The sequence below is a fragment of the Paenibacillus mangrovi genome, from assembly GCF_022898935.1.
Taxonomy (GTDB): Bacteria; Bacillota; Bacilli; order Paenibacillales; family Paenibacillaceae; genus Paenibacillus_AQ; species Paenibacillus_AQ mangrovi.
Window position 1 is genome coordinate 119,124 of record NZ_JALIRP010000001.1, and the last position, 24,560, is coordinate 143,683.

At 47.1% G+C, this 24,560-nt stretch carries 23 protein-coding genes; 19 read left to right on the top strand and 4 right to left on the bottom strand.

The window, feature by feature from the left end; genetic code table 11:
- Positions 1 to 73: 73 nt before the first annotated feature.
- On the bottom strand, positions 74 to 352 hold the full coding sequence (locus MUG84_RS00570; RefSeq protein WP_244717644.1) for a helix-turn-helix domain-containing protein: 279 nt from the start codon (positions 350 to 352) through the stop codon (positions 74 to 76).
- Between the two features lie 249 nt (positions 353 to 601).
- On the opposite strand from MUG84_RS00570, the gene MUG84_RS00575 reads away from it, so the two are divergent.
- Positions 602 to 1,807: an acyltransferase gene (locus MUG84_RS00575; protein ID WP_244717647.1), complete on the top strand. Its 1,206-nt coding sequence runs from the start codon at positions 602 to 604 to the stop codon at positions 1,805 to 1,807.
- Between the two features lie 250 nt (positions 1,808 to 2,057).
- On the opposite strand, the gene MUG84_RS00580 is transcribed toward MUG84_RS00575, so the two are convergent.
- Both MUG84_RS00580 and MUG84_RS00585 read right to left on the bottom strand, forming a co-directional pair.
- Positions 2,058 to 2,930: a carbohydrate ABC transporter permease gene (locus MUG84_RS00580; protein ID WP_244717650.1), complete on the bottom strand. Its 873-nt coding sequence runs from the start codon at positions 2,928 to 2,930 to the stop codon at positions 2,058 to 2,060.
- Between the two features lie 40 nt (positions 2,931 to 2,970).
- On the bottom strand, positions 2,971 to 3,921 hold the full coding sequence (locus MUG84_RS00585; protein ID WP_425313094.1) for an ABC transporter permease: 951 nt from the start codon (positions 3,919 to 3,921) through the stop codon (positions 2,971 to 2,973).
- Between the two features lie 145 nt (positions 3,922 to 4,066).
- On the opposite strand from MUG84_RS00585, the gene MUG84_RS00590 reads away from it, so the two are divergent.
- From MUG84_RS00590 to MUG84_RS00600, 3 genes are all read left to right on the top strand, one after another.
- On the top strand, positions 4,067 to 5,860 hold the full coding sequence (locus MUG84_RS00590; RefSeq protein WP_244717653.1) for a sensor histidine kinase: 1,794 nt from the start codon (positions 4,067 to 4,069) through the stop codon (positions 5,858 to 5,860).
- 23 nt (positions 5,861 to 5,883) lie between these two features.
- On the top strand, positions 5,884 to 7,491 hold the full coding sequence (locus MUG84_RS00595) for a response regulator transcription factor (RefSeq protein WP_244717656.1): 1,608 nt from the start codon (positions 5,884 to 5,886) through the stop codon (positions 7,489 to 7,491).
- A gap of 107 nt (positions 7,492 to 7,598) precedes the next feature.
- Positions 7,599 to 9,293, top strand: a complete 1,695-nt coding sequence (locus MUG84_RS00600) for a type 2 periplasmic-binding domain-containing protein (protein WP_244717659.1) — start codon at positions 7,599 to 7,601, stop codon at positions 9,291 to 9,293.
- A gap of 104 nt (positions 9,294 to 9,397) precedes the next feature.
- Here the strand turns inward: MUG84_RS00600 and MUG84_RS00605 are convergent, their stop codons facing one another.
- Positions 9,398 to 9,832, bottom strand: a complete 435-nt coding sequence (locus MUG84_RS00605; RefSeq protein ID WP_244717662.1) for a DUF4367 domain-containing protein — start codon at positions 9,830 to 9,832, stop codon at positions 9,398 to 9,400.
- Between the two features lie 160 nt (positions 9,833 to 9,992).
- Here MUG84_RS00605 and MUG84_RS00610 point away from each other — a divergent pair, with 160 nt between their 5' ends.
- From MUG84_RS00610 to MUG84_RS00680, 15 genes are all read left to right on the top strand, one after another.
- The gene (locus tag MUG84_RS00610) at positions 9,993 to 10,439 is read left to right on the top strand and encodes a ribonuclease domain-containing protein (RefSeq protein WP_244717667.1); all 447 of its coding nucleotides are present in this window, start codon (positions 9,993 to 9,995) and stop codon (positions 10,437 to 10,439) included.
- Between the two features lie 18 nt (positions 10,440 to 10,457).
- Complete coding sequence (locus MUG84_RS00615) at positions 10,458 to 10,733, top strand: barstar family protein (protein WP_244717670.1); 276 nt, start codon at positions 10,458 to 10,460, stop codon at positions 10,731 to 10,733.
- Between the two features lie 304 nt (positions 10,734 to 11,037).
- A complete protein-coding gene (locus tag MUG84_RS00620; protein WP_244717673.1) occupies positions 11,038 to 12,042 on the top strand; it encodes a LacI family DNA-binding transcriptional regulator in 1,005 nt (334 codons plus the stop codon).
- Positions 12,043 to 12,100: 58 nt separating this feature from the next.
- Positions 12,101 to 12,925, top strand: a complete 825-nt coding sequence (locus tag MUG84_RS00625) for an ABC transporter permease (RefSeq protein WP_244717677.1) — start codon at positions 12,101 to 12,103, stop codon at positions 12,923 to 12,925.
- A gap of 35 nt (positions 12,926 to 12,960) precedes the next feature.
- Positions 12,961 to 13,992 carry an ABC transporter ATP-binding protein gene (locus tag MUG84_RS00630; RefSeq protein ID WP_244717680.1) on the top strand — a complete coding sequence of 344 codons (1,032 nt, stop codon included), beginning with the start codon at positions 12,961 to 12,963 and terminating at the stop codon, positions 13,990 to 13,992.
- A 100-nt stretch (positions 13,993 to 14,092) separates the two neighbouring features.
- Positions 14,093 to 15,277 carry an extracellular solute-binding protein gene (locus tag MUG84_RS00635; protein ID WP_244717683.1) on the top strand — a complete coding sequence of 395 codons (1,185 nt, stop codon included), beginning with the start codon at positions 14,093 to 14,095 and terminating at the stop codon, positions 15,275 to 15,277.
- Positions 15,274 to 16,116 carry an ABC transporter permease gene (locus tag MUG84_RS00640; RefSeq protein WP_244717688.1) on the top strand — a complete coding sequence of 281 codons (843 nt, stop codon included), beginning with the start codon at positions 15,274 to 15,276 and terminating at the stop codon, positions 16,114 to 16,116. Before MUG84_RS00635 ends, MUG84_RS00640 begins: the two co-directional genes overlap by 4 nt.
- Positions 16,113 to 16,580 carry a hypothetical protein gene (locus MUG84_RS00645; RefSeq protein WP_244717691.1) on the top strand — a complete coding sequence of 156 codons (468 nt, stop codon included), beginning with the start codon at positions 16,113 to 16,115 and terminating at the stop codon, positions 16,578 to 16,580. Before MUG84_RS00640 ends, MUG84_RS00645 begins: the two co-directional genes overlap by 4 nt.
- 4 nt (positions 16,581 to 16,584) lie before the next feature.
- The gene (locus MUG84_RS00650; protein ID WP_244717694.1) at positions 16,585 to 17,574 is read left to right on the top strand and encodes a CehA/McbA family metallohydrolase; all 990 of its coding nucleotides are present in this window, start codon (positions 16,585 to 16,587) and stop codon (positions 17,572 to 17,574) included.
- Between the two features lie 14 nt (positions 17,575 to 17,588).
- Positions 17,589 to 18,308, top strand: a complete 720-nt coding sequence (locus MUG84_RS00655; protein WP_244717697.1) for a glycerophosphodiester phosphodiesterase — start codon at positions 17,589 to 17,591, stop codon at positions 18,306 to 18,308.
- Positions 18,309 to 18,708: 400 nt separating this feature from the next.
- Positions 18,709 to 19,779, top strand: coding sequence for a bifunctional 3-deoxy-7-phosphoheptulonate synthase/chorismate mutase (locus tag MUG84_RS00660; RefSeq protein ID WP_244717700.1), 1,071 nt, complete (start codon positions 18,709 to 18,711; stop codon positions 19,777 to 19,779).
- A 109-nt stretch (positions 19,780 to 19,888) separates the two neighbouring features.
- Complete coding sequence (locus MUG84_RS00665; RefSeq protein ID WP_244717703.1) at positions 19,889 to 20,680, top strand: DUF2935 domain-containing protein; 792 nt, start codon at positions 19,889 to 19,891, stop codon at positions 20,678 to 20,680.
- Between the two features lie 235 nt (positions 20,681 to 20,915).
- Positions 20,916 to 21,851, top strand: a complete 936-nt coding sequence (locus tag MUG84_RS00670; protein ID WP_244717707.1) for an ABC transporter permease — start codon at positions 20,916 to 20,918, stop codon at positions 21,849 to 21,851.
- An 11-nt stretch (positions 21,852 to 21,862) separates the two neighbouring features.
- Positions 21,863 to 22,771, top strand: coding sequence for a carbohydrate ABC transporter permease (locus tag MUG84_RS00675; protein WP_244717710.1), 909 nt, complete (start codon positions 21,863 to 21,865; stop codon positions 22,769 to 22,771).
- A gap of 35 nt (positions 22,772 to 22,806) precedes the next feature.
- Positions 22,807 to 24,471: an extracellular solute-binding protein gene (locus MUG84_RS00680; RefSeq protein ID WP_244717713.1), complete on the top strand. Its 1,665-nt coding sequence runs from the start codon at positions 22,807 to 22,809 to the stop codon at positions 24,469 to 24,471.
- Positions 24,472 to 24,560: the final 89 nt, after the last annotated feature.

Sequence of the window (24,560 nt, forward strand, 5' to 3'; positions counted from 1 at the left end):
CCAGAAAAACAAATTTAAAACCCTACCCAAGCAAATGAGTAGGGAAATGGTACAGGTACAGTAAATGGTAGACTCAGTATAGCATAGTACCTTGGAATCCCCAAAACTTTATGAAATGCGACTGGTTGTAAAATCCCGACTGAACAGAAAGATCGGACCAATTAATAGAACTCTTCATCTGGTTCAGTTGTTGCAGCACGCTTTGGAATCGAATGATGCTCGTATACTCTTTGGCCGTGATGCCCATTAAAGATTTAAATGTTCTCGCGATGTGCCGCTCTGAAATCGGGTAGTAATCCGCAAGCTCCGCTATCGTGATCTTCCCGTTCTTCTCGGTAATAAAATTCAACATGCCGCGAGCCACCATTCTACAGAAATGAAGACAACCGAATCTTGAAAAATAGGTCAGTCGGAGATTTCCGGTTGGCCCTTTTTTGTGTCTTTCCGGGGCCCCCGAAAAGTATCTGAATCAGCTTCAAAGCAAAGTCCCCACTTTGTGGGGTAATTTTGGGTGCAATTCCTCCAAACACCCTATCTTAAGGTACATTTAATATTTAAAGGGTATACTAGCGCATAACTGCTAATGAAGGAGGAATTATTCTTGGGCAAATCGCGTATCGAGGAATGGACGCAGCTGAGAGGGCTTGCCTTCATGGCTATTGTGATGCAGCACTCTATCGCTGAATACATTTACAGGGCCGATATTCAACCAGCCGACTCCATTATGCTGACAATGATTTACCACTTAACCCGTTTTGGTACCCCGACATTTGTTTTTTTGTCTGCAGTTCTCATGTTTTATAAATATGGCGAGGGAGTACGTTATTTCCCATTTATAAGGAAAAGGTTTGAGAGTGTATATGTGCCTTTCCTGTTCTGGACACTGATTTACTGGCTGTATGTCCACGTGTTTACACCGCAATTTTGGCAGATAGGCGGACGGGACTGGGGCTCTTTGCTCCGGGAACTGTTCATTCCGCAAATCGGTTATCAACTATGGTTTATCATCATGATTGTTCAGTTTTATATTTTCTTTCCCATCATGGCAGTTATCTACAGGTCTGTACGGAGCCGGCTTGAACCGCTGAATGAAAAAAGACGAAACCAGAGTGTCTTGGCGATCATAGCCGTCACCGGTATATTGTATATGATGCTGCTTTATCTCTCTTATTATCAAATGGGCTCTTGGTCAGAAAAGCTCGGCAATCCTTGGTCGGAAATGATCCAGTATCGCAGTTATTCTTTCCTAATGTACGGATTTTATTTCGTGATGGGAGCGGTATGCGCCGCAAACATAGAGAAATGGCGAACCTGGTGCATGAAGCTGCTCCCATGGAGCGGACTTGTTTTTCTAGGAATGTATATCAAGATGGGCTATGATGTCATACGGGGTTCCGGAGAAGTCGTTAACCTGAATATTTCCACATATCTGAAGCCTTCGACTTTTATTATCATCGTGGCGCAAATGCTGTTATTATATGGACTACTCATGTTACTGCAACCGCACAGCAGAAAGTTTACCCGTTTGCTGGCGTGGATGGGCAGATACTCATTCGGGGGTTATCTTGTACATGCCTTGGTGATTTATGCCATCGCGTATATTACCCGCCCTCTGGATCTCGGGGGTTATCACATGTTGTTCACACTGCTGACCTTTATCTTGACCGTCCTGGCTTCGCTTGGTATAAGCTATACACTATCGCATGTGCCGAGTTTGAGCTGGACAGTTGGAGCAGGACGCCGGAAGCCGCGGCAGGGAACGTCTCAGGAATCTGAATTCCGAAAAGAGGCGCCTGCGCTACGCTAATCTTGGTTATCCGCAGCATGACTTTATTCCATAAAAGAGGAAGAGGTTATTCCTTTACAGGTGAGCGAGACCTGCGAAGGAACAACCTCTTTCTTTTTGCTGGAATTGTTAATAGTAGAACGTTTCGATTCTAGCGTTTTCCAAATGGGAAAAGCAGTAACTTTAACGAAAAATACGTTTGACAGCGGTTACACCGAGTATCTATAATCTAGATTGGAAACAAATTGAAACGTTTCGATAAAAAACTCATCTATTCCTTCACGGCACCAATGACGATACCTTTGACAAAGAACCGCTGCAGGAACGGATATGCGATGAGAATCGGCAGTGCACCAATAAATATTTGGGAGGCACGCAGCGTTCGCTGCGACATATTGGCAATGACGGCCGGATCGAAGCTCGTGGTATTTCCTTGTACGATGATGGTTTGCATCAGGCTGGCGAGAGGAAGCTTCTCGGAGCTTTTAATGTAAATCAATCCGTCAAAATAGGAATTCCAATGTCCAACCATGGTGAACAAGGCAATGGTCGCAATGACCGGCAGGGAAACCGGCAAGAAGATAGACACGAAGCTCCGCAGATAGCCTGCGCCATCGATAAAGGCGGCTTCCTCAAGCTCTTTGGGCACGGTGCGAAAGAAATTCAGAAGCAGGATCATATTGTATACGGCAACCAGCCCGGGAAGGATCAGGGCAGCCAGGTGATTCATTAAGCCAAGCTTCAGGATCAGAATATAGCTCGGAATCAGGCCGCCGCTAAACAGCATGGTAATCACGAAATACCAGAGATAAGCATTCCGTCCGCGGAACACATGGGTTTCCTTGGATAGGGCATAGGCGGCTATCGAGTTCACGACAAGACCAAGCGCTGTTCCGATGAGCGTCCGTTTGACGGATACCCAAAGGGAAGTCAGAAAGTTAATGTTGTTAAAGGTCTTGGTGTACGCCTCAAACGTAAATCCGATCGGCCAAAACGTGACGAGACCGGCATTGGCAGCCGCCGATGAGCTTAAGGAGACCATCAGCAAATGGTACAGCGGAAGCAAACAGGCGATCGCGATGACCCCGAGCAGAATGTAATTAAATATACTGAAGATGCGGTAAGGCAGCGTTTTATGATACATAATCCAGTCATCCTTTCAAGTACGGATATACGTAAGCATTCTAGAAAATCCGGTAACCAGCGAACCGATACGCCATGCGGTAAGAAATCACGATCAGGATCAGGCTGATCACTGATTTAAACAGGCTGACGGCCGTCGCGAAGCTGAATTGTCCGCTCAGAAGTCCTTCCCGGTAAACGAATGTATCGATAATATCGCCTTGCTGGTAAATCATCGGGCTGTACAAGTTAAAGATCTGGTCGAAGTTCGCGTTCAGGACATTGCCCAGCGCAAGGGTGGCAACCACGATCAGAATCGGCACAAGCGAAGGGATTGTGATGTAGAGCGTTTGCTTGATCCGGCTTGCCCCGTCGACTTCGGCTGCTTCGTACAGCGCAGGGTTAATCCCGGCGAGTGCAGCGAGGAAGATGATCGTATTAAAACCGAATTCCTTCCAGACATCACTAAAAATAATGGTAAGCCGGAACCAGGTGCCATCCCCGAGGAAAAAGATCGGCTTGATGCCAAACAAATACGTCAGGAATTGGTTTACAATCCCGGTCTGTGCGAGCAGGTCGATCAGGATCCCACCAAGCGTAACCCAAGAAAGAAAATGAGGCAGGTATACGAGGGTCTGAATGGAGCGCTTATATCCCATATGTCTGACCTCGTTCAACAGCAATGCGAATGTAAAAGGAATAATCAGATTCAGCACAATTTTGGAACAGGCGAACAGGACGGTATTCCAAGTGATTTTCATAAAATAATCGTTCTCGAACATGTACTGAAAATGCTTCAGGCCGACAAATGGGGAACCGGTGATCCCAAGCGGCGCTTTATAATCCTGAAATGCCATAATAATGCCCGACATGGGCACATAGGAAAAAACGAAAACGAGCAGCACGGCAGGCAGCACCATCAGATGCAAGACCCATGGCACACGGGTTCTTTTTTTCTTTTTCGCTGTCCGGTTCACTTTGAGGTTGACGTCCGGATTCATAATTTGTTCCATAGCTCTCTCCCGTTTCATAAAAGTCTCGATTGGTTGTTGTGAAGTTCTGCTTAATATCATAGCAATGCGGATCAGCTTTGAACTATAAGACATTGTTAGGATTGATAGGGTTTTGTTAGGCATATTGCCCAAGGGGGAAAGACGAATGAAGCTGCGGGACGGCTTGAGCATTTTTAGAAAAAGGATGGGTGCCAAGTTCAGCATGTCCAAGAAAATGAATATTTTGATTCTGATGCTGTTCATACCGATGATCGCTATGTTTACATACTCGAACAGCATTGCGTTTAACGTGATCGATAAAGAGCTGAAGGCGTCGAATATTAAACAGCTCTTTTTTTTATCCAGCCAGATCGACTCGCGGATTGATCAAACGATGAATTTCGTGCTCACGTTCTCTAAGGATCCGAATGTCCGCAAATTCAATGGCCTGAACATTTGGGATGACCGTTACGACAAGATGCAGACAAGATATGTTTTACAGGAAAAAATGGCGCTGCAATCCGGGGTCACGAGCATTTGGCCGGTTAAATTCACGGTGTATTCCCAGCTGAACCGGGAAGCGATTTCGAATGCAGGCACGATGGCGGAATACGATGAGGAATACTTGAGGAAAAACATGACGGGAAAATGGAATTACGGCGACGGAAAAAAGCTTGCGGACGGAAAAAAGCCGGGGTTCCATTGGTTTTACACGGATTCGGTAGGACAGCAGGTTGGGCTGAGGGACAGCAGTTTGGTCGTTCAGGCCACGATCGAGCATGAGAATATTCAGAATATGCTGGATTCATACAAGGCGGGCGGGCAAGGGAACCCCATATTTTATAACAAGGGAGAGGCCCCGATTCTGAACCGTACGGCGAGCGTGCCTTTGACGGATCAAGTGGTCCAGTATTTGCAGCAAAAAGATCTAGGGGACACCTCGCAGCAGGTCATCACTCTGGACCACAAAAGCTACCTGGTTAGCACGGTGAAATCACTTTACTTGGATTGGCATTTGGTGGATATCGTACCGCTCGATCAGATTTTGGGACCGATATCATTCAGCCGCAATATGTTTTATCTGACGATGGTGCTGCTGTTCGCCGTGGGCATTTCAGCATCCGTCCTGCTGTACCGGAATGTGCAGCGTCCGATTCGCCAGCTGATCCGAGGGATTCAGAGCGTTCAAAAAGGCGATTTTTCGGTCCGGATCGACTCCAAAGTGAATAATGAATTTTCATTTCTGTTTTACCGGTTTAATGATATGTCCAGTCAAATTCAACACCTGATTGAAAACGTGCTGCACGAGAAGCTGAGGGCGCGTGAAGCCACATTAAAGCAGCTGCAGGCGCAGATCAACCCTCATTTTTTATATAACTGTATCGGTTACATGATCAATATGGCGGAGCTGAAGGAGGAAGAGGCCGTCGTTTCCATGGGGCATAACCTGAGTGCTTACTATCGTTATATAACCCGTATGGAAAAGCCGCTCGCGTCGCTCCGGGATGAGATTCAGCTCATCATTAACTATCTCGACATTCAGAAGCTCCGCAACGGCAGAATTCATTATCATATCGACATTCCAGAGGAGATGCTGACGCAGGAGGTGCCGCGCCTAATGCTGCAGCCGATTGTGGAAAATGCCGTTATCCACGGGGTTGGAAAAACCTACAGCTCCGGGGAAATCCGGATCAGAGGCGAGATGTCGGACGATTTTTGCAGGCTGTATGTGGATGATGACGGTCCAGGAATGTCTGAAGCGCAGCTGGAGAGCTTGAACCTCAAAATGCAGGGGCCGATGCAGGAAGACATGGGCTACGGCTTTTGGAATACATATCAACGCATCGTTCAGCAATTCGGGGAACAGTCGTTTATGAGCTTCCGAACATCAGAGCTTGGCGGATTCCGTACGGAAATCGTATGGGTCCCTCCTTCGGATGAAGAGTTTCGCACGGCCTAATATAGATAAAGGGGACAAATTACATGCAAATGATCATTGTTGACGATGAAGCCCATTGGGTGGATAACTTATCTGCTACGAAACCATGGCACACGCTTGGGATTGAACAGGTTCATAAGGCATATTCCGCTAGGCAAGCGCTGCAAATTCTGGAAACGCACCCGATTGATCTAATTATCTCCGATGTTATTATGCCGGAAATGACAGGCATTGAACTGATTGGGAAGATTCGTGAACGTGATCATAAAATCAAATGCATCATCCTGTCCGGTCACTCTGATTTTGAATATACCAAGGAAGCGCTGCGGCACCATGCCGTGGATTATCTCCTAAAACCGCCGACAGATGCGGAACTGCTGGGAGCGGTCAAGTCGGCTATAGACCAGCTGAAAGAGGAGTGGGAAAACGTTAGCTCCTATGAGAGTACTGAATTCACACTCCGGGAGAATCTTCCTCTCCTGCGCGGCCAGCTGCTACTTGATGGGTTGCGGGGTGAGCGTCTGATGGGGGAGGAATGGAAAAGGAAGCTCGAAAACTATCATCTTCCTTTTGAGTTCGGGGAATGTTCGCTACTCCTCGTTCGCATGGAGGATGAATTCGGGCGATACCGCAACAACGGCCTACATCTGCTGGAATACGCCATCATTAATATGGCAGAGGAAATACTCGGGGAATTCGCTAACGTCTGGGGCGTAAAGGAGGATCATGGATACCTTGCCTTTCTGCTTCAGTTCAAGCCGGAATATGTTGACCATGGCAGAGAATCCTTGCTTGAGCGGTCTGCAATGCAGCTGCAAGCCAAAGTGAAGCAGTTTCTGGATGGATCATTATCCATCGTCATGACGGAATTTTTCCGGTTTCCCGATCTGCTCGCAGACCGGTACAGCCACGCCTTGGCTTATTTCCGGCAGATCGTCGGAGACGAGCGTGAATTTGTGATTCGGGCAGGTGATCTGCATCAACAGGCATCGCAGGGACCTCTTGACGTGATTCATGCGCCGCCAGGCCTCAAAAATTTGCTAGAGGCGGGTCGATGGGACGCGGCGGAACAGAAGCTGAATGCGGTATTCATGGAGCTTGACGAGAAGTGGTACGACTCCTGGGAGCATTGCCTGGAAGCGGGGTACATGATCGCGGCTTCTTTCACCCATTTTGCCCACCGAAACGGTCATACGCTTGCCGGTTTGCTGGGAGAGGATATCGCCATGCTGCAAAGCTCTGAAGCTTTCGCTTCCATCAGCAAGCTGCGGAACTGGTCGCTCAGAAGTCTGCACAAGCTGAGAGACGGTACATCGAGTGAAGTAAAGGACATGCGTTCGGTTTATGTGAAGAAGATTCAAGCTTATATCGAGGATCACCTGCATCTCGATGTTTCGCTGCGCGCACTGGCGGATCATGTTAATCTGCATCCAACGCATCTGTCGAAGCTGTACAAGATTGAGACGGGAGAAGGGGTTAGCGACTATGTGTTCCGCCTTCGCATGGAAACGGCCTGCGACATGCTGAAGAAGACTGAAAAAAAGGTGTACGCGATTAGCTCGGAGATCGGCTATTTGGATCCGGCCTATTTTATTAAGGTGTTCAAACGGCAGTTCGGGGTGACTCCGCAGGAATACCGGGAAGGAAATTAACAACATGACAGAGTCCTATGGAAACTAACAAATTCATATAGATGACTCCCAGGCCCGTTGGTAAAGTAACTCTTGTAACGATCATACAACGTAGGGGGTAAATCAATATGGGGAAAATGAAGAAGCTGTGGATGCCGATCGTGGCCATGACGCTGTTCCTGTCCGCCTGCGGCAGCAGCTCCGGCGGCAGCGGCACGACTGCCGAAAGCGATACATCCAATAAGGCTACGAAAACGAAAACTGAGACGATGTCCGAAGCCGATCTGGCCTTCAAAAACGGCAAATACGATCCGCCGATCGAGATCAGCACGGTGATCATGCCGCGGGACTATACGAAGGGCGAAACGAAAGAGAACAACGTACATGACCGCTGGATGCTGGAGACGCTGGGCATGAAGCACAAGGATACCTGGTATCCTGCAGGCAGCGACCAGTATAAGCAGCAGCTCCAGCTCGCGCTGACATCCGGCGAGAAACTGCCCGATTTCGTCATGGTACCAACCAATGCGGTACTGACTAATCAGCTCATTGACTCTGGCCAGTTCATACCGATCGACGATCTGTTTGAGAAATACGCGAACAAAACATGGAAGGACCATGCAGCGCAGCACCCTGAACTGTGGTATCCGTTCACGAAGGACGGCAAGAAGTGGAATCTTCCGATCATGGAATATACCGATAACGATGATACCGTATTGTGGCTGCGCGAAGACTGGATGGAGAAGCTGCATCTTGAGGCGCCGAAAACGATCGCGGATCTCGAAAACATCATGGATAAATTCAAAAACCAGAATCCGGACGGACTGGCTCCAAAAGATGTATATCCACTAGCCATCTCCTTGAAAAACAACACCAACACCTGGATGGGCGGATTGGATTGGCTGTTCGGGGCTTTTGGATCTGTAGAGGAGCAGTGGAACAAGGACGAGAACGGCAACCTTGAATACGGCTCCGTCAACCCGGGGGCCAAGCAGGCGCTGGCGAAGCTCCAGGAATGGATGGAAAAGGGGTATATCCATCCGGACTCTGCGCTTTGGGATGAAGGGAAATCGGCTGAAATCTGGACCAAAGGCAATGCCGGTGTACTGCCTGGCGCCAACTGGGTTCCAGACTGGCCTGCTCCAGATTTGCTGAAAAACGTGCCTGGATCGAAGTACAAAGCCTATCCGGTTCCTGCAGGTCCAGACGGAAAGATCGGCACGAAATGGCAGAATTCCGGTGTTAACAGCAGCTTCATGATCAACAAGGATGCCAAGCATCCGGAAGCCATCATTTTGTACTACAACTACCTGCTTGACAACCTGGCGGATCCGAAAGTCGGCAGCCCGTACGAATACGGATTTGCCAAAGGTTACGACTGGGATGTGGTTGACGGACAACCGACAAGCGACAAAGACAAGATCAAAGATTTCTTCGACAAGTTCCCATTCATTACAGGCCCAGCGCGTATTCCGGATCTGTATATGAAGACGCTCGTGAAACTGGCGGACGGCGCGAAGCCGGAAACGCCATACGAGAAGCAGTTGGCTACATTCCGTAAACCGGAAAACTGGTATGCAGCCAAAGTCGTCATGTCGCAAATTGATATCCGTAAGCAAAACTACTTTACGGGTGCAGCGACACCAACGATGATTACGAAGTGGAACCTGCTTCGTCAGTCGGAGCTTGAGACCTTCAATAAGATTATTTACGGTAAACTGCCTGTAGACGCATTTGACGATTTCGTCGCAAGCTGGAAGGCAAACGGCGGCGATCAAGTGACGAAGGAAGTTAACGAATGGTTTAAATCTGTTTCGCAGTAAAAACGCATTCGGAGAAGTGGATTTTTTGAAGTAGACGGATACGAATACAGCTAAAAAAATTAAAGGAACTGCTTGTCGTCTAAATTTTACGACAAGCAGTTCCTTTATATTGTCTGGGCTAAATTAATCATCTCATCTTTTGTTAATTTATGACTGTCCATATCGAAATAAACCCCATCATCTATCCAATAAAGTGCACCGCCTTTTGCTTCACCAACATAAGGATAATAATGATATGTAATGCTATTTAAAGTGTAAGTACTTGCGGTTGGACTCTTAGAACTATCAATTTTTTTGTTATCACTATTCTGTTCAACAAGGCCTAAGATAAAATCATCGTCTGAAGAAAAATAACTAATAATATATTGAGTTTTATAAGTTTTTGTGACAACCTTCCAAGTTTTGGGGACTTCAAGATATATGGGCTTAAATTTCACTTGAGTTTCGTGCAAGATTTTTTCTGTAACCTGTGGTGAAGCACTGCATGTATTTCCAGAAGCAGCAAATACCAGAAGGATTAACAGTATATATTTTTTCACTTTTACATCACCTCATCGATTTTTATAATGTTGAAATTATTGGATAAATGATTATTATTTATTCATTGCGACATATGTAGAAAAGAAAGTTATGCTAAGGTATGCAGCGAAACTTCATAGGGTGATGTGCGTACATATCAGGTGAAGATCATCCAAAGAAATGAGGAAGAAACGTTTGAAAGCCATTAAGTCTGTATTGTTTGTATTGTTAAGCTGTTTATTGCTTTTGACCGGCTGCGGATTGAGTGAAAACCAAAACCAATCCCAATCCCAATCCGAAGGTTTAACCACCTTTGAAGGTGTCGCAAGTTACATCGAGGCCCATCATGAATTGCCGGATAATTTCATTACAAAAGCCGAAGCGAAAAAGCTTGGCTGGGATCCGCAAGGTGGAAATCTGCAGGAAGTTGCACCCGGAAAAAGCATCGGCGGCGATGTCTTCCAGAATCGCGAAAAAAAATTACCCGTTAAAAAGGGAAGGATATGGTACGAAGCTGATATTAACTACAAATCCGGCCATCGGGGAAAAGACCGAATCTTATTTTCGAACGATGGGCTAATCTACAAGACGGAAGACCATTACCAGACGTTTGAACCAATAAAGTAAATCTTGGGGGGCCAGAAATTGCGTGAGATCATATTGGATGGCAGGAAAATGGAAAACAGGGATCAGCTGCATGCCGTATTAAAAGAAGCTTTGGAGCTGCCCGACTATTATGGTAACAATTTGGACGCCTTATGGGATTGTCTGACGGGATGGGTTGAAATGCCGCTTACGATTCGTTGGCTGCATTTTCAAAAAAGTGAAGAGAAGCTGGGGGAAGACAGCCGGCTTGTACTGCAGCTTTTCCAAGATGCGGAAAATGAACTCGAAGGCTTTTACTTACTACTCGAGTCTTAATAAAACATATTAAAGAATTTTACACTCCGTAAATCCTCTGATGACAACAGTGAACATAAGCTAAGTTATTACTGCTTATTTATCAAATCGGATTTATGAACTGATGATTATGCGATAGCCTAGATGCCAAGGAACAGCTTGGTTTCTAGGCTTATTTTATTTATTCAGACCTTAGAGAAAATGATATTCCAGGGATAATTTTCTTTGCGCAAAATATTACATTTCAATCATACACCAATAACAAAGCGGCAGTATTCTTGAGATGTGGGAACGGTCTCACATCCGGAAAAGAGGGCGGAGTACATTGGATTATACAATTAAGGAAATTGCATTACGTGCAGGGGTGTCCAAATCAACGGTTTCACGAGTGATTTCGGGCAAGGGATACATAAGCCCTGCAACGAGGGAAAAGGTGGAACAAATCATTCGCGAGCTGCAGTATAAGCCTAATGCATTGGCCAGAGCTATGGTGTCACAGCGAACGCACAATATCGGTGTGATCATCTACCGCCAGGAATATCCCATTGCTTCCCATCCGTTCTACGGCAAGATTCTGGATTCCATTTTAACAGCAGCAGAAAAGATGAACTATTCTGTTTTTGTATCGACAGATCGTGAAATGACACATCATTCCGCTGATTTTATGCTTGAAAAAAGAGTGGATGGGCTCATCCTGATCAGTCGTCTAAAGCAGCAGCTGATTGATTATATTCAAAACTTTAAGGTTCCTTACCTGATGGTTAATGGCTCGACTGATGTTGAAGGTGTCTTCCATCTCGTCAATCGGGATGATATGGGCGGCCGCATGGCGGCTGATTATTTAATCGGAATCGGACACCGGAATGTCTTCGTACTTGCCGGACCACAAACCCACCGAAGCCACAATTTGAGGCTGAAAGGATTCCGGGAAGGTATGGAAAAGCACATGAATCCTGTTTCTGAATCATCGATCGCCTATCTCGCTGCTTCTACGTTCGAAGAAGGATATAAAACGATGAAGCAGGAATGGACCCGTTTTCAAAGCGGCCTATGCACAGCCATTTTCGCAACTAACGACATGATCGCCCTTGGCGCAATGAGCTTCCTTCAGGAGCAATCCGTACGTATTCCTGAGCAAGTTGGGGTAATGGGGTTTGACGGTATCGATTATGCAGCCATGTATTTTCCGTCGTTAACGACGATTCGGGTCAATATAGAGGAGATGGGTAGACAAGCGTTAACACTGCTGGACAAGCAGATCCGGCAGGAACCTGTTAAGGCAAAAACCATAGAGTATGAGCCTGAGTTGATCATCCGCCAGTCGACCTAGATAGAATGAATTAAATTTATTAATCTATATTTTCCTGAAAGGAGTGTTTATCGTTCGTATGCGTTGGTATTGGAAAGCGATAGGTCCCAAGAAGATTATCGAGTTTCTTGTTCTTGTTGTGTTTGTCATCTTCTTCCTAGGTCCGCTGCTGAACTTGGCCATCTTGGCTTTCACAGGAAATTGGAAATATCCAGAGGCATTCCCGCACGAATGGTCATTGAAATGGTGGAGGTTTGTGCTTCAGCAAGAGGATATTGCGAAGTCCATCGGCTTGTCGTTTTTGATCGCTACGATCGTAACTGCAATTTCCATTTTGATCTGTGTTCCTGCAGCCTACGCGTTCGCACGGATTCGTTTTCCGCTTAGCCGCTTCTTTTTATTCTCATTTCTACTGACGAACGCCTTTCCAAAAATGGGGCTGTACGTGTCCATCGCTGTCCTCTTCTACAAACTAGGATTAATGAACACCCTGGCAGGGGTTGTGCTGATTCATATTGTTAATGTGCTGATGTACATGACATGGATTCCAACAGCTTCTTTCCGTAATGTACACACCGCTCAGGAAGAATCAGCGCGGGATGTGGGAGCGAGCCCTTTTCGTGTGTTCCGCAGCATTACGCTGCCACTCGCCATGCCGGGTATTCTGGTCGCCTCTATTTTTACGTTTCTGAATTCACTGGATGAGGCTCAAGGTACATTCCTGGTCGGTATTCCGAATTTCAAAACGATGCCGGTGATTATGTATTCGATTATAAGCGATTATCCGGCCTATGCAGGTGCTGTCTTCTCTATCATCCTAACGCTGCCGACGATTATTCTGCTGCTCGCAGCGAAACGTTTTGTTAGCGCTGATGTGCTATCCAGTGGCTTTCAATTTAAATAACACGGAAAACAGATAACTCGAAAGGAGCCTCCCTTATGGATATACAACTGTCGATTCAGAAACTCACGAAACGTTATAAAACAGGAGATGGCGTATCTGATATTTCACTCGATGTTCAAAAAGGCGAGTTGATTACGCTGTTAGGTCCGTCCGGATGCGGTAAAACAACGGTGCTTCGCAGCATCGGCGGTTTCCTCGAGCCTGATTCTGGAGATATTCTCATTGAAAATAAAAGCGTTCTGAAGGCTCCACCAGAGAAACGGCCGACGGCAATGGTCTTCCAAAGCTATAATTTATGGCCGCATATGACGGTATTCGATAATCTGGCATTCGGTCTGAAGATACGCAAAATGAAAAAAAGCGAGATTGACCAAGCCATTTCTGAGGTGCTGAAATTGATTCGCTTATCGGGTTCGGAGCAGAAGTTCCCGGGTCAACTCTCTGGCGGTCAACAGCAGCGGGTCGCAGTTGCCAGAGCACTGCTTCTTAAACCAGCCGTTCTGCTGCTCGATGAACCATTCTCTGCGCTTGATGCCAAGCTCCGGCATGAGATGAGAGAAGAATTGCGGGAGATCCAATCGAATACCGGGCTAACCATGGTTTTTGTCACACATGATCAGGAAGAGGCTTTGTCGATCTCCGATCGAATCGTTGTCATGAACAAGGGTCACATTGAACAGGTTGCCTCTCCGCAGGAAATATACGATGAACCTAAGACACTATTTGCTGCGCAATTTATTGGCAAAATGAACTTTTTAAAGGGGGTGGTAACAAACGGTCGGGTAATGATCGCTCAGCTTGCTTTTCCAAATTCGAAAAATCTTTCTGGGAATGTAACTCTCGCGATCCGGCCAGAAGATGTGCAGCTGTTTGATGGAGAAGAAGCGGGTCTACCAGGGACGATCAAACACATCATGGTACTAGGTCATTATGCAGAAGTATCCATCGATTTGCAGGGGCACGGAATCATTCGGTCTTTCCGGCCGCGAGATCAGGTCAATGACCTTCGAACAGGTCAGCATGTGAAAGTAAACTTCGCAAAGACATTGGTATTTCCTACAGTTTAAATTGATATAAAACAACTTAGCGATGGCTTCCGAAGTGAGTTTTGTTACGAAGCCGTTCAATGCAGTTCATGCTCTCACAAAACTTTTAGGAGGAATTTACATGTTTCGTAAGAAATCTGTCCTTTCACTGCTATCTGTATTCGCCATTACATCTACAATCTTGGCAGGCTGCGGCAGCTCGAGCAAGGACTCAAGTTCCACTGACGCAGGCTCTGCTTCTGCAAATAATACTGCAACTTCTGCAGCTGTAAAGCCAGTTGAATTTTCCTTTTATTTCTCCGGTTCGCAGAACGTAAAGGACTTGTGGGATACGCTCATCCCGATGTTCGAGAAGCAAAATCCCGATATAAAAGTAAAACCGGTATTTATTCCATCTGGTACGGGTGCGCAGTCAACCTATGACCGTATTCTGGCAGCCAAGCAGGCAGGCAAAGGATCCGGGGATATCGACTTATATGAAGACGGACTTTCCACCATTACAAAGGGACAAAAAGATGACCTGTGGGATACGCTTAGTTCAGGCAGCATACCGAACCTTAGCAATGTGGATCAGCAAACAATGACAGATGTCTCCAACCTGGCTGTTCCTTATCGTTCGTCCGCAGTCATTCTGGCTTACAATAGTGAAAAAGTAACCGAAGTTCCTAATACCTTGGACGAGCTGTATGACTGGATTCGTAAACATCCCGGAAAATTTGCTTATAACGATCCTTCGACGGGCGGCTCCGGTAATTCATTCGTAATGACAGCCCTGTATAAAGATTTGCCGGAAGAAGCCATTCATAACTCCGATCCGAGCATTGAGTCTCAGTGGGACAAAGGATTTGCTCTGCTGAAGGATTTGGGGAAATATGTTTACGGCGAAGGAATTTATCCGAAGAAAAATCAAGGTACACTTGACCTGCTGGCAAATGGCGAGGTAGATATGATCCCGGCTTGGTCGGATATGGTGCTGGAACAAGTTGCGAACGGTCAGCTCCCGGCTTCGACAAAAATCAAACAGCTGACACCTGGCTTTAACGGCGGTCCGACTTACTTGATGGTACCAAAACTGTCGGAGAAGAAAGACGCTGTATATAAATTCCTGGATTTTGTTCTTTCTCCTGAAGCACAGACGGTTGTCGTTAACAAAATGCACGGCTTCCCAGGCATCCAGCTTTCGAATATGCCACAGGAGGTTCAAGACTCATTCAAAGGCGCATCAGAAGGCTTCCGTTCATTCAATATCGGCGACTTGGACAAAGATATGTCCATGCGTTGGCAAAGTGAAGTTGCTGCACAATGAGTAAACAAACAAAAATGGGGATACTGGGCCTGCTTCTGGTACTCCCCTCTTTTCTTGTACTGTTTGTCATCGTCGTTCTTCCGATCGCTCTTTCATTTAAAGAAAGCTTAACCAATGCATCCGGTGGCTATGATTTATCCAACTACATCTACTTGTTTACGAATAAGCTGATGCGATCCAATATCATTTTCACGCTCGAAGTCACCATCATATCTGTTCTTCTTATATTGGCGATCAGCTATGCCTTAGCGGTATACATGAGGTTCAATAATGGGGCTGTAGTGCAGTGGATTCGAAGATTGTATATGATTCCGATGTTTATTCCCGGTGTCATCGCTACGTATGGCTTGATACAGTTGCTCGGCAACCATGGATGGGCAGCACGGATTTTATATCAGTTTGGCATCGAATCGTTTCCACGGATCATTTTTGATATGAAGGGAATCATTATCGCTAATTTATGGTTTAATATTCCGTTCACCACCATGCTGCTTGGTTCTGCGCTGTCAGCTGTTCCTAACTCAGTTATCGAAAGCGCAAAGGACGTTGGCGCCGGCACTATACAAATCTTCTTTAAATTTATCCTGCCGCTGACCTATAAAACATTGCTTGTCGGGGCTACCTTTGCCTTTATGGGCGTCATCGGCTCGTTCACGGCTCCATTCTTACTCGGGCCCAATGCGCCGCAAATGCTTGGTGTGTCGATGGAACAGGTATTCGGAGTCTTCCAGCAGAAACAGCTTGCTGCAGCACTTGCCTTCTTCACGTTCTTGCTTTGCTCCATTATGGGATTCTTCTATATTCGCGAGATGATTAAAGATGAGGGAGTGAAAGCATGATGAGACGAATCCTTCTCGAAACGCAGGGGGAAGTGTCTCCCGTTTGTTCCAAGAGCCACATTACGTATAAATTTCATATTAGTGAGCCGGGAGGCAAGCTGTGCATTCATTTCGCTTACGGGCCGAAGAACTTGGAAGACCGGGAGCTGTCCAAGACGCTTGTTTATGAAAGCATTGAAAAATATATTGAACCAAGCCGGCGGGAGCTCGTTCAAGCGAAATGGGAATCTTACCTGCCGCTCAAAAATTTGATCACTGTCTCTGTAGATGATCCTGACAGTCATCGTGGTGCCGGCCATCGGCATGATCCTGAACAGCTTTTGCATCTATCCATGAAAGATGCTTCTCCTGGCTTGATTAGCGGTCCGATTCATAGTGGCATGTGGGAAGTCACGCTCAGTTTGCATGCTGTTGTCACGGATCAGTGCAAGTTTTCCCTAAACATCTGGCAGGAGGAGGAATAGCGTCATGAAGTGGATCGCTTGCGAACTGCACTCGCATACCTTTCACAGCGATGGGCGGCAAACGCTGCATGAGCTAGCTGCTGGTGCAAAGGCACTTGGTTTCGACTGTATCGCTCTGACTGATCATAATACCATGACCGGGTTAATGGACAAGGAGACAGTCCAGGACGAAACGGGTATTACCATCATCTCAGGTATGGAATGGACCACCTTCTATGGGCATATGGCCACGATCGGAGTCAAGGAATTCGTGGATTGGCGTCCGGTCGGCCCCGGCGATATTCATGCCGGACTGAAACGCGTTCATGCAAGCGGCGGTATAGCTGGGATGGCACATCCTTTTCGGATGGGAAGCCCAATCTGTACCGGCTGCTTCTGGGAATTTAAGATCGAAGACTGGAACGATCTCGATTATATCGAGGTGTGGTCCGGGACATTTCCTTCAATTAAAAGTGACAATGCCCGTGCTTTTCAGTTATGGACAGATAAACTAAACGAAGGCTATCGAATTGCAGCTACTTCAGGTCGTGACTGGCATGTGCAGAGTACCACGGATGAACCGGTATCCGTAACCTATCTCAGTCTCGAAGAGGGAGATGCGCAAGCGACGGAGAAGGCGGTCCGTGCGGTGGCAGCAGGTAGGGCTTCAGTAACGATAGGTCCCCTTCTAACGATGGACATTGTATGTGGAGGTTCGGCTTACGGGATCGGCAGTATTATTTCTAGAGAGGCTCTAGAGTTCGGCTGTAGTGTGAACTTGTTTGCGGATTTTTCCGTTAGACAAGGTCTCTGGGAGCTAACGGATCAGACCTATTCTCTTCGCGTGGTTGGAAATACAGGAATTATACATGAATGCTCTATTACAAGAGAAAATTCTTACTGCCAATTTGAAATGAATGGCATCGAGGCGATCTGGGCGCGAGCAGAGCTTTGGGGCATCGTTCGCGGGGTTCACGTGTTGATTGCCTTTACGAATGCCGTTTATTTTGACTAAGGAGAGAGCTGGTTATGGCAAAATATTTTCCGATTATTACGGCCCACAGCGGATCTATGGGCACACAGGATCATACGCTGCATTCGATCGATACCGGTATTCAGCTTGGTGCTGATGTGATCGAAGAGGATATTCGAGTGACTCAAGATGGGGTCGCAGTTCTGGCTCATGATGATGAGTTTCGGACAGCTGAAGGACGTGATTGCCAGATTTCACAAATGACTTTCGAGAAAATCCGTGAGCTAACGTCCATTGTGACGCTAGAGGACATGCTGATTCTGGTTCGGGAATCGGGCGTGACAGCCAATTTGGATCTGAAGGTGGATGAGTGCATTGAACCTGTAGCTGATTTGGTGAAAAAGCATGGCATGCAGGAGCAAGTATTTTTGTCCGGATGCGGGGCGCAGCGGGCTCTAAAGGTTCAACTGACACACCCCGAGCTGCGAAAACTGCTCAATGCCGACGATGAGTTATTCCTAATGAAAACATACAGTGAGGCAGTCGCACAGACTTGTCATGATGCACTCGCTGCTTCCTGTTTCGGTATCAACATACATTATCAGCTTGTTCGCCAGGAGCTTATGGATGCCGCTGCGGTTGCAGGATTGCCAGTTTACGTATGGACCGTTAATGAGGAAACGGAGATGAAGCAGTGCATCGATCTGGGAGTGGCTTCCATTACGGCAAGGAATGTCCTCGCGCTCGTGAATTTAAAAGAAGGCATGGCGAAATGAATAATATGATACAATACAGCTGTAACGCGTTGAATTAAGAACTTGCTTCTCGTTTGCCGATTGTACTACAATGCATTTAATTTATAACTACATCGAAATTATGAAGAAGCAATGAAGGAAAGAGTAAGCGGAGAAAGGTCTTAACAGGGACGGCATGCCGATCGACTGAAAGCATCCGAGGAACACTGTCCGCCGAAGTTCATTCCGGAGCCGGTATCTGACAGCCTGCATGCAACATGCTGGCCGTAGGCATACCCGTACCCTTGCGTTAAAAGGTCTTAAGTGAGATATGCTGCAGGTTACGGGCATGTCTAATAAGGGTGGTACCACGACTCCTCGTCCCTTGGCGGATGGGAGTCTTTTTGTTTTTCTTAATAGACCATAGAAGGAGAGATTCGAGATGAGTCAGGGAAGATTGGAAGAGCTGCGTACGAAATTGGATGAGGTAAATCTCCAGCTGCTGGGTCTGCTGTCGGAGCGGGCCAAAATTGCGCAGGAACTCAGAGTAGAGAAAGAAAAGCAGGGCGTTCCGAAATTTGATCCGGTGCGTGAGAAAGAGATGCTGGAGAGATTGGTGGCCAGCAACGAAGGTCCTTTTGATCATGAAACGGTGCGGCATTTATTCAAGCAAATTTTTCAAGCCACATTGTCGCTACAGCAGGTGGATCACAAGAAGCATCTGCTGGTCAGCCGCAAAGAGAAACAGGAGGATACAATCATTCAACTTGGCGACGTGACGGTCGGCGGCGGCAAGCCGATCATGATCGCAGGACCTTGCTCGGTTGAGAGCTACAAACAGGTGCGTACTGTTGCGGCGGCGCTGAAGGAAGCGGGCATCACCGTCATGCGCGGTGGCGCGTTCAAGCCGAGAACCTCTCCTTATGATTTCCAGGGGCTGGGCATTGAAGGGCTGAAAATTTTGAAGGAAGTTGCATCGGAATTCGGTCTGAAAACGATCAGCGAAATCGTGGATCCGGCCCATATCGAGCTGGCTTGCGATTACATTGACGTGATACAGATCGGTGCGAGAAACATGCAAAACTTTGAGCTCCTGAAGGCGGCAGGGGATGTTAAAACGCCGATTCTCTTGAAACGCGGCCTGGCTGCTACATTGGATGAATTCGTGCATGCGGCGGAATACATTGTATCCCGGGGGAATACACAGGTCATGCTGATCGAACGCGGGATCCGGACCTATGAAAAAGCAACGCGTAACACCCTGGATATCTCGGCCGTTCCGATCCTCAAGCAGGAAACGCATCTGCCGGTACTGGTAGACGTTACGCATTCCACGGGACGCAAAGACATTCTGGCGCCATGCGCCAAAGCAGCCTTGGCAGCAGGTGCGGACGGCGTGATGGTAGAGGTGCATCCGGATCCTGCAACAGCATTATCCGATGCGGCGCAGCAGCTGAACATTCCGCAGTTCCACGATTTCTATGCAGAGGTTAAAAAGTCCGGATTAATGTAACAGCTGTACCCGCGGATCATCCCCTTTGAAAATCCTCTAGTCATGAATATATCGGCCTTTTCGGTTCATATATTACTGCTGGTGGAAATTTTCTTGGGAGGGGATTTACATGGAAGAAGCGCTGTTTGAGCATCGGTTTTGGCTGCAGATTCTAGGAGATCACGCCCGATTTATTTATAACGCTCTATCGTCCACAGAAGCTGAGGATGTCCGGACTGCTGAGCAGTTCATTGTATGGTTCGACCAGCTGCTGGATCAGGCGCGTACGATACAACAGGCCGGGGCGCTGAATGAATTGAATGAACAAGCATATCAGGCGGTACTGAAATTGCACGCGTTCAAGCTCCGTCTTCTTGATCGGCTGCTTCTAGGCAAAGTCGTCATCGCGATGTCTCCCACGTTTATTAACCATATGCTCAACGAGCTCGAAGAGTATGAAAGAATATTGACTGAACTGCGAAGTGGGAAGCCGGTTCCCTACTACCATCCGCTTCATCATGATTTGCTGTGGCTGCCGGATGCCGTATTTCACTCCGCGGCCATCGCATCTGATCTCGATGGGGTGGAGCGGAGGCTGATTTACAAAAGCAAGGAATTTGAACAGCATTTCAATGAATTTTATTTAAAAGCGCTTGAATTGGTCGGGTATTTACGGACTCTGAAGACGACGTATCCCTCGATAAAAAAATTTCATCAGGATGTAGATTTGGAGATGGCGGCTTTTATGGCATTTCTGCTGGAGGTGGAAGAGCTGGATATCAGCGCGGAGCTGCTGAGTCGTCTGAACCGGCTTGTACCGGATCATATGTATAGGGAAGAATGCTACTATTTGCAAAAACTTTCACAGTTTGGCGAGGTGCCGAAGCCGGATTGCGATCCGACCAAGCCAAGAGTACAGTAAAAAAACGTGTATCATAGAGTTTCATTAAAAGCACCATGAGCTGCTGCTGATTGAATGTCGGCGGCAGGTTGTGGTGCTTTTTTTTGCCATTTTTGCCGTAATATCAAGGGCGCGAAAATATTGCTCAGCCGATCAAAAAATGTTGCTTGCCTTGAATATTAGGCGCCTTTTATGATGAATCCATGCGGAAAGGGGCCCACAATGACCGCGAGCGCTTAAGTGAAAGGGGAAGATCATGAGAGCTAACATTCAACCGCGAAAGAGATCATCTTATCGCTTACGTGAAAATATGCAGCTGTATTTGATCATGCTTCCTGTTTTGATCCATATTTTCATTTTCAGCTATATCCCGATGTACGGAATCATTATTGCATTTCAGGATTATTACCCGGGAAAACCTTTTTTCTCGTTTCATGAAAGCGTTCACTGGGTTGGATTCCAGCACTTCATTGATTTTTTCAATGGCCCGTATTTCGGAAGACTGATGCGCAATACGTTTTTGCTCAGTTTTTATTTCCTGGTGTTCGGGTTCTGGATACCGATTCTGTTTGCACTTCTGCTGAACGAGCTAAAAAGCGGCATCTTCAAAAAATATGTGCAGACGGCAAGCTATTTGCCTCACTTTATTTCGAATGTCGTCGTTGCGGGCATGGTACTGTCCTTTATCAATACGGACGGCATCGTGAATGCGATCGTCAAGCTGTTTGGCGGAACACCGGTCGCATTAAACACGGAGCCGGGATATTTTCCGGCGATCTATACCATTACGAGCATATGGAAGTCATTCGGCTGGAGCAGCATTCTGTACTTGGCAGCCATGTCATCCGTCGATCCGCATCTGTATGAAGCTGCCAAGATGGACGGAGCCAACCGGTTCAAGCAAATGCTCCATATTACGCTGCCATCCATTCGTCCGACCATCTTCATTTTGCTTATCTTCGCGATCGGCAATCTGCTGTCGGCGAACAGCGAGTTTATTTTATTGATTTATAACCCGATGGTGTATGAAACGGCGGACGTCATTGGCACCTATTTGTACCGCGACGGCCTGCTTGGCGGGAATTTTAGCATGGGAACGGCAGTTGGACTGTTTATATCGGTCATCAATTTCACGCTGCTGTATATCGCAAATTCGCTAAGCCGTAAATATTCAGATTATGCCTTGTGGTAAGGGGGAGTACGATGGCCACGGTCAGGAGAAATCCAAACAGGATCAAGCAGGGCTCGGTCGCGGTCGACATTATCCTTTATGCAATTGCGCTCGTTATATGCTTGATTACACTTTATCCTTTTTATTTCGTCATCATCATGTCGATCAGCTCGCCTTCGGAAGTGGCGGCCATGAACGTCTTTTGGTTTCCGAAAGGTTTTTTCCTCGGTTCCTATGAATTGATTGTCAGGGACACGAAAATGTGGTGGGCGTACTCCAATACGTTGATTTACGTGGGGGCCGGTACGCTGCTAAACTGCCTTACGGCTGTACTCGGGGCTTACCCGCTTACCGTACGCAATCTAAAGGGGCGAAAATGGGTGGTCACATTCTTGCTGATCCCCATGTACTTCGGGGGCGGATTAATCCCCTCCTATCTGCTGATCAATAAGCTTGGGATGTACAACACGATGTTTGCGGTCATTATCCCCGGGATGGTCAGCATCTGGAACATCATCCTTGTCCGGACGTTTTTCACGACCATTCCTGAAGGGCTCAAGGAGTCTGCATTTATCGACGGCGCTTCCCATTTGCAGCTGCTGTTCAGAGTCATCCTGCCCATTTCCAAGCCGATCCTTGCGGTCATAGCCATCTATTCGATTGTCGGCATCTGGAACAGCTGGTTCGACGCGCTTGTATATTTGCCCAACGAGAAGCTTCATCCACTGCAAATGTATTTATACCGTGTCGTCGTCCAGCAATCGGTGGATCTGAAAATGCTATCGCTTGAAGATACCAAGAATGCGGTGGCGAACATGCTGTCAAACATCCAACTGAAATATGCGATCATCGTATTTACGACGCTGCCCGTGATCTTTACGTATCCATTCTTCCAAAAGTATTTCATCAAGGGAGCACTTCTCGGTTCGTTAAAAGAATAACGATTTTGATATCATTCGAGGGGGAATCTAATCATATGAAATTGTGGAAAAGATCCATCGTATCGGCTATGGCGGCAGTTCTCGTGCTTGGGGCTGTCACCGCATGCAATAGCAGCAGCAATAATGGAAGCAGCAGCGCTAGCAGCGACAGCCCAAAAAAAGAAGCCGGAGGTTCTGACTCGGCCGGGCAGCAGACAGCCAAACTCCGGCTGCTCGGTCCTATGACGAGCAATAAATACATCAAATTTGACGAAAGAGATAAGTATCCGGTATGGAAAGAAGTCGATAAGTTGCTCACCGATGCCGGTTTGCAGCTGGATTACGAGATGGTTCCGAGCGAGCAATACAAAGTCGTCATCCAAACCAGAATGGCGTCTGGCTCTGACCTTCCGGACATCGTCAACATATCGGCGCTGGATAACACGACGGTACTGAATCTTGCGAAGCAGGGCGTCCTGCTTGACCTCAATCCATTGATTGAAAAGTACAGCAATGGCAACATTAAAAAAATGTACGATACGGAATTCCCTTATGCCAGAAAGTCGACAACGTCTCCTGACGGCAAAATGTACTGGTTCAGCGACCTTCACAAAAAAACATACCAAGGAAAAGATCCAGCTCCCGTTTCTTTAACCATGCTGCTCCGTAAAGACTGGCTGGAGAAGCTGAATCTTCAGGTTCCTACCTCGGCAGAGGAGTATATGCAAACGTTAAAAGCAATGCGGGATAAGGATGCCAACGGCAACGGAAAGAAAGACGAAGTGCTCGTGTATGATCCAAGCAATTTCTATGGCGCTATTGCCCAATGGTTCGGGCTAGGCACCGAGATTACATCTGTTGACGTGGAAAATAAAAAAGTGGTGTCCCCATGGTATCAGGACGGAATCAAGGATTACTTCCGGTACCTGCAGCAGCTGGCGAAAGAAGGACTCCTCGATACAAGCCTCATCGGGGCGACAGGCGAGCAAAAACAGCAAAAAATGACCGAAAATCAAGTTGCATCGCTCTCTGATTACAATCTGGAAACGTATCAGGAACCGACCATCAATGGCGGCGGCGAATTCCTTCCGCTCATGCCGCTCAAAGCGGTCGACGGTATTACTCCGGCAGCGCAGCTGGAACCGCCGTTCCTCGTATGGCAGAAGTATGCCATCACCAAAGACTGCAAGAATCCAGAGGCGGCCATCAAGTTTTTTGATACCATCTATTCGGATAAATACGCCGAACTTTTATACTGGGGGATTGAAGGCAAAACCTACAAGAAAGACAGCAGTGGTGCGAATGTGTACATCGACAACGGATCGGACGAAGAATTGGCCAAATCGGGCCTGGTGCCTGGGATCAAGCTGTTTGGGGATACCGTGTTCCCACGCGTCCAATTTGCCAACCTGGAGTTCGAGCTGTCCAGAGTTCCTAAATACAAAGCGGATAACGAACTGAATGTTTTGAATTACAAGCCTTATTTCGTCAACATGAACGGCAACTATTTGGCCATCCCCGATGATAAGCAGCTGGAGACGAAAACCAAAATTTTGACCAACCTGTCCACATATTCTTCGGAACTTGCCACCAAGCTGGCTCTCGGTCAGAAATCTCTCGACAACTGGGATCAGTATATCGCTGATCTGAAAAAGCTCGGACTGGATCAGCTGATCGAAATTGACCAGCAATTGCTTGACAGATACAACAGCATTAAGTAACGTTATCCCAAAGAAAATTGAACAGGAAGATGGCAGGTCTATTCGAATAACGGAGGGGCCTGCCGTTTTTCTCCTTTTGCTTCACGATG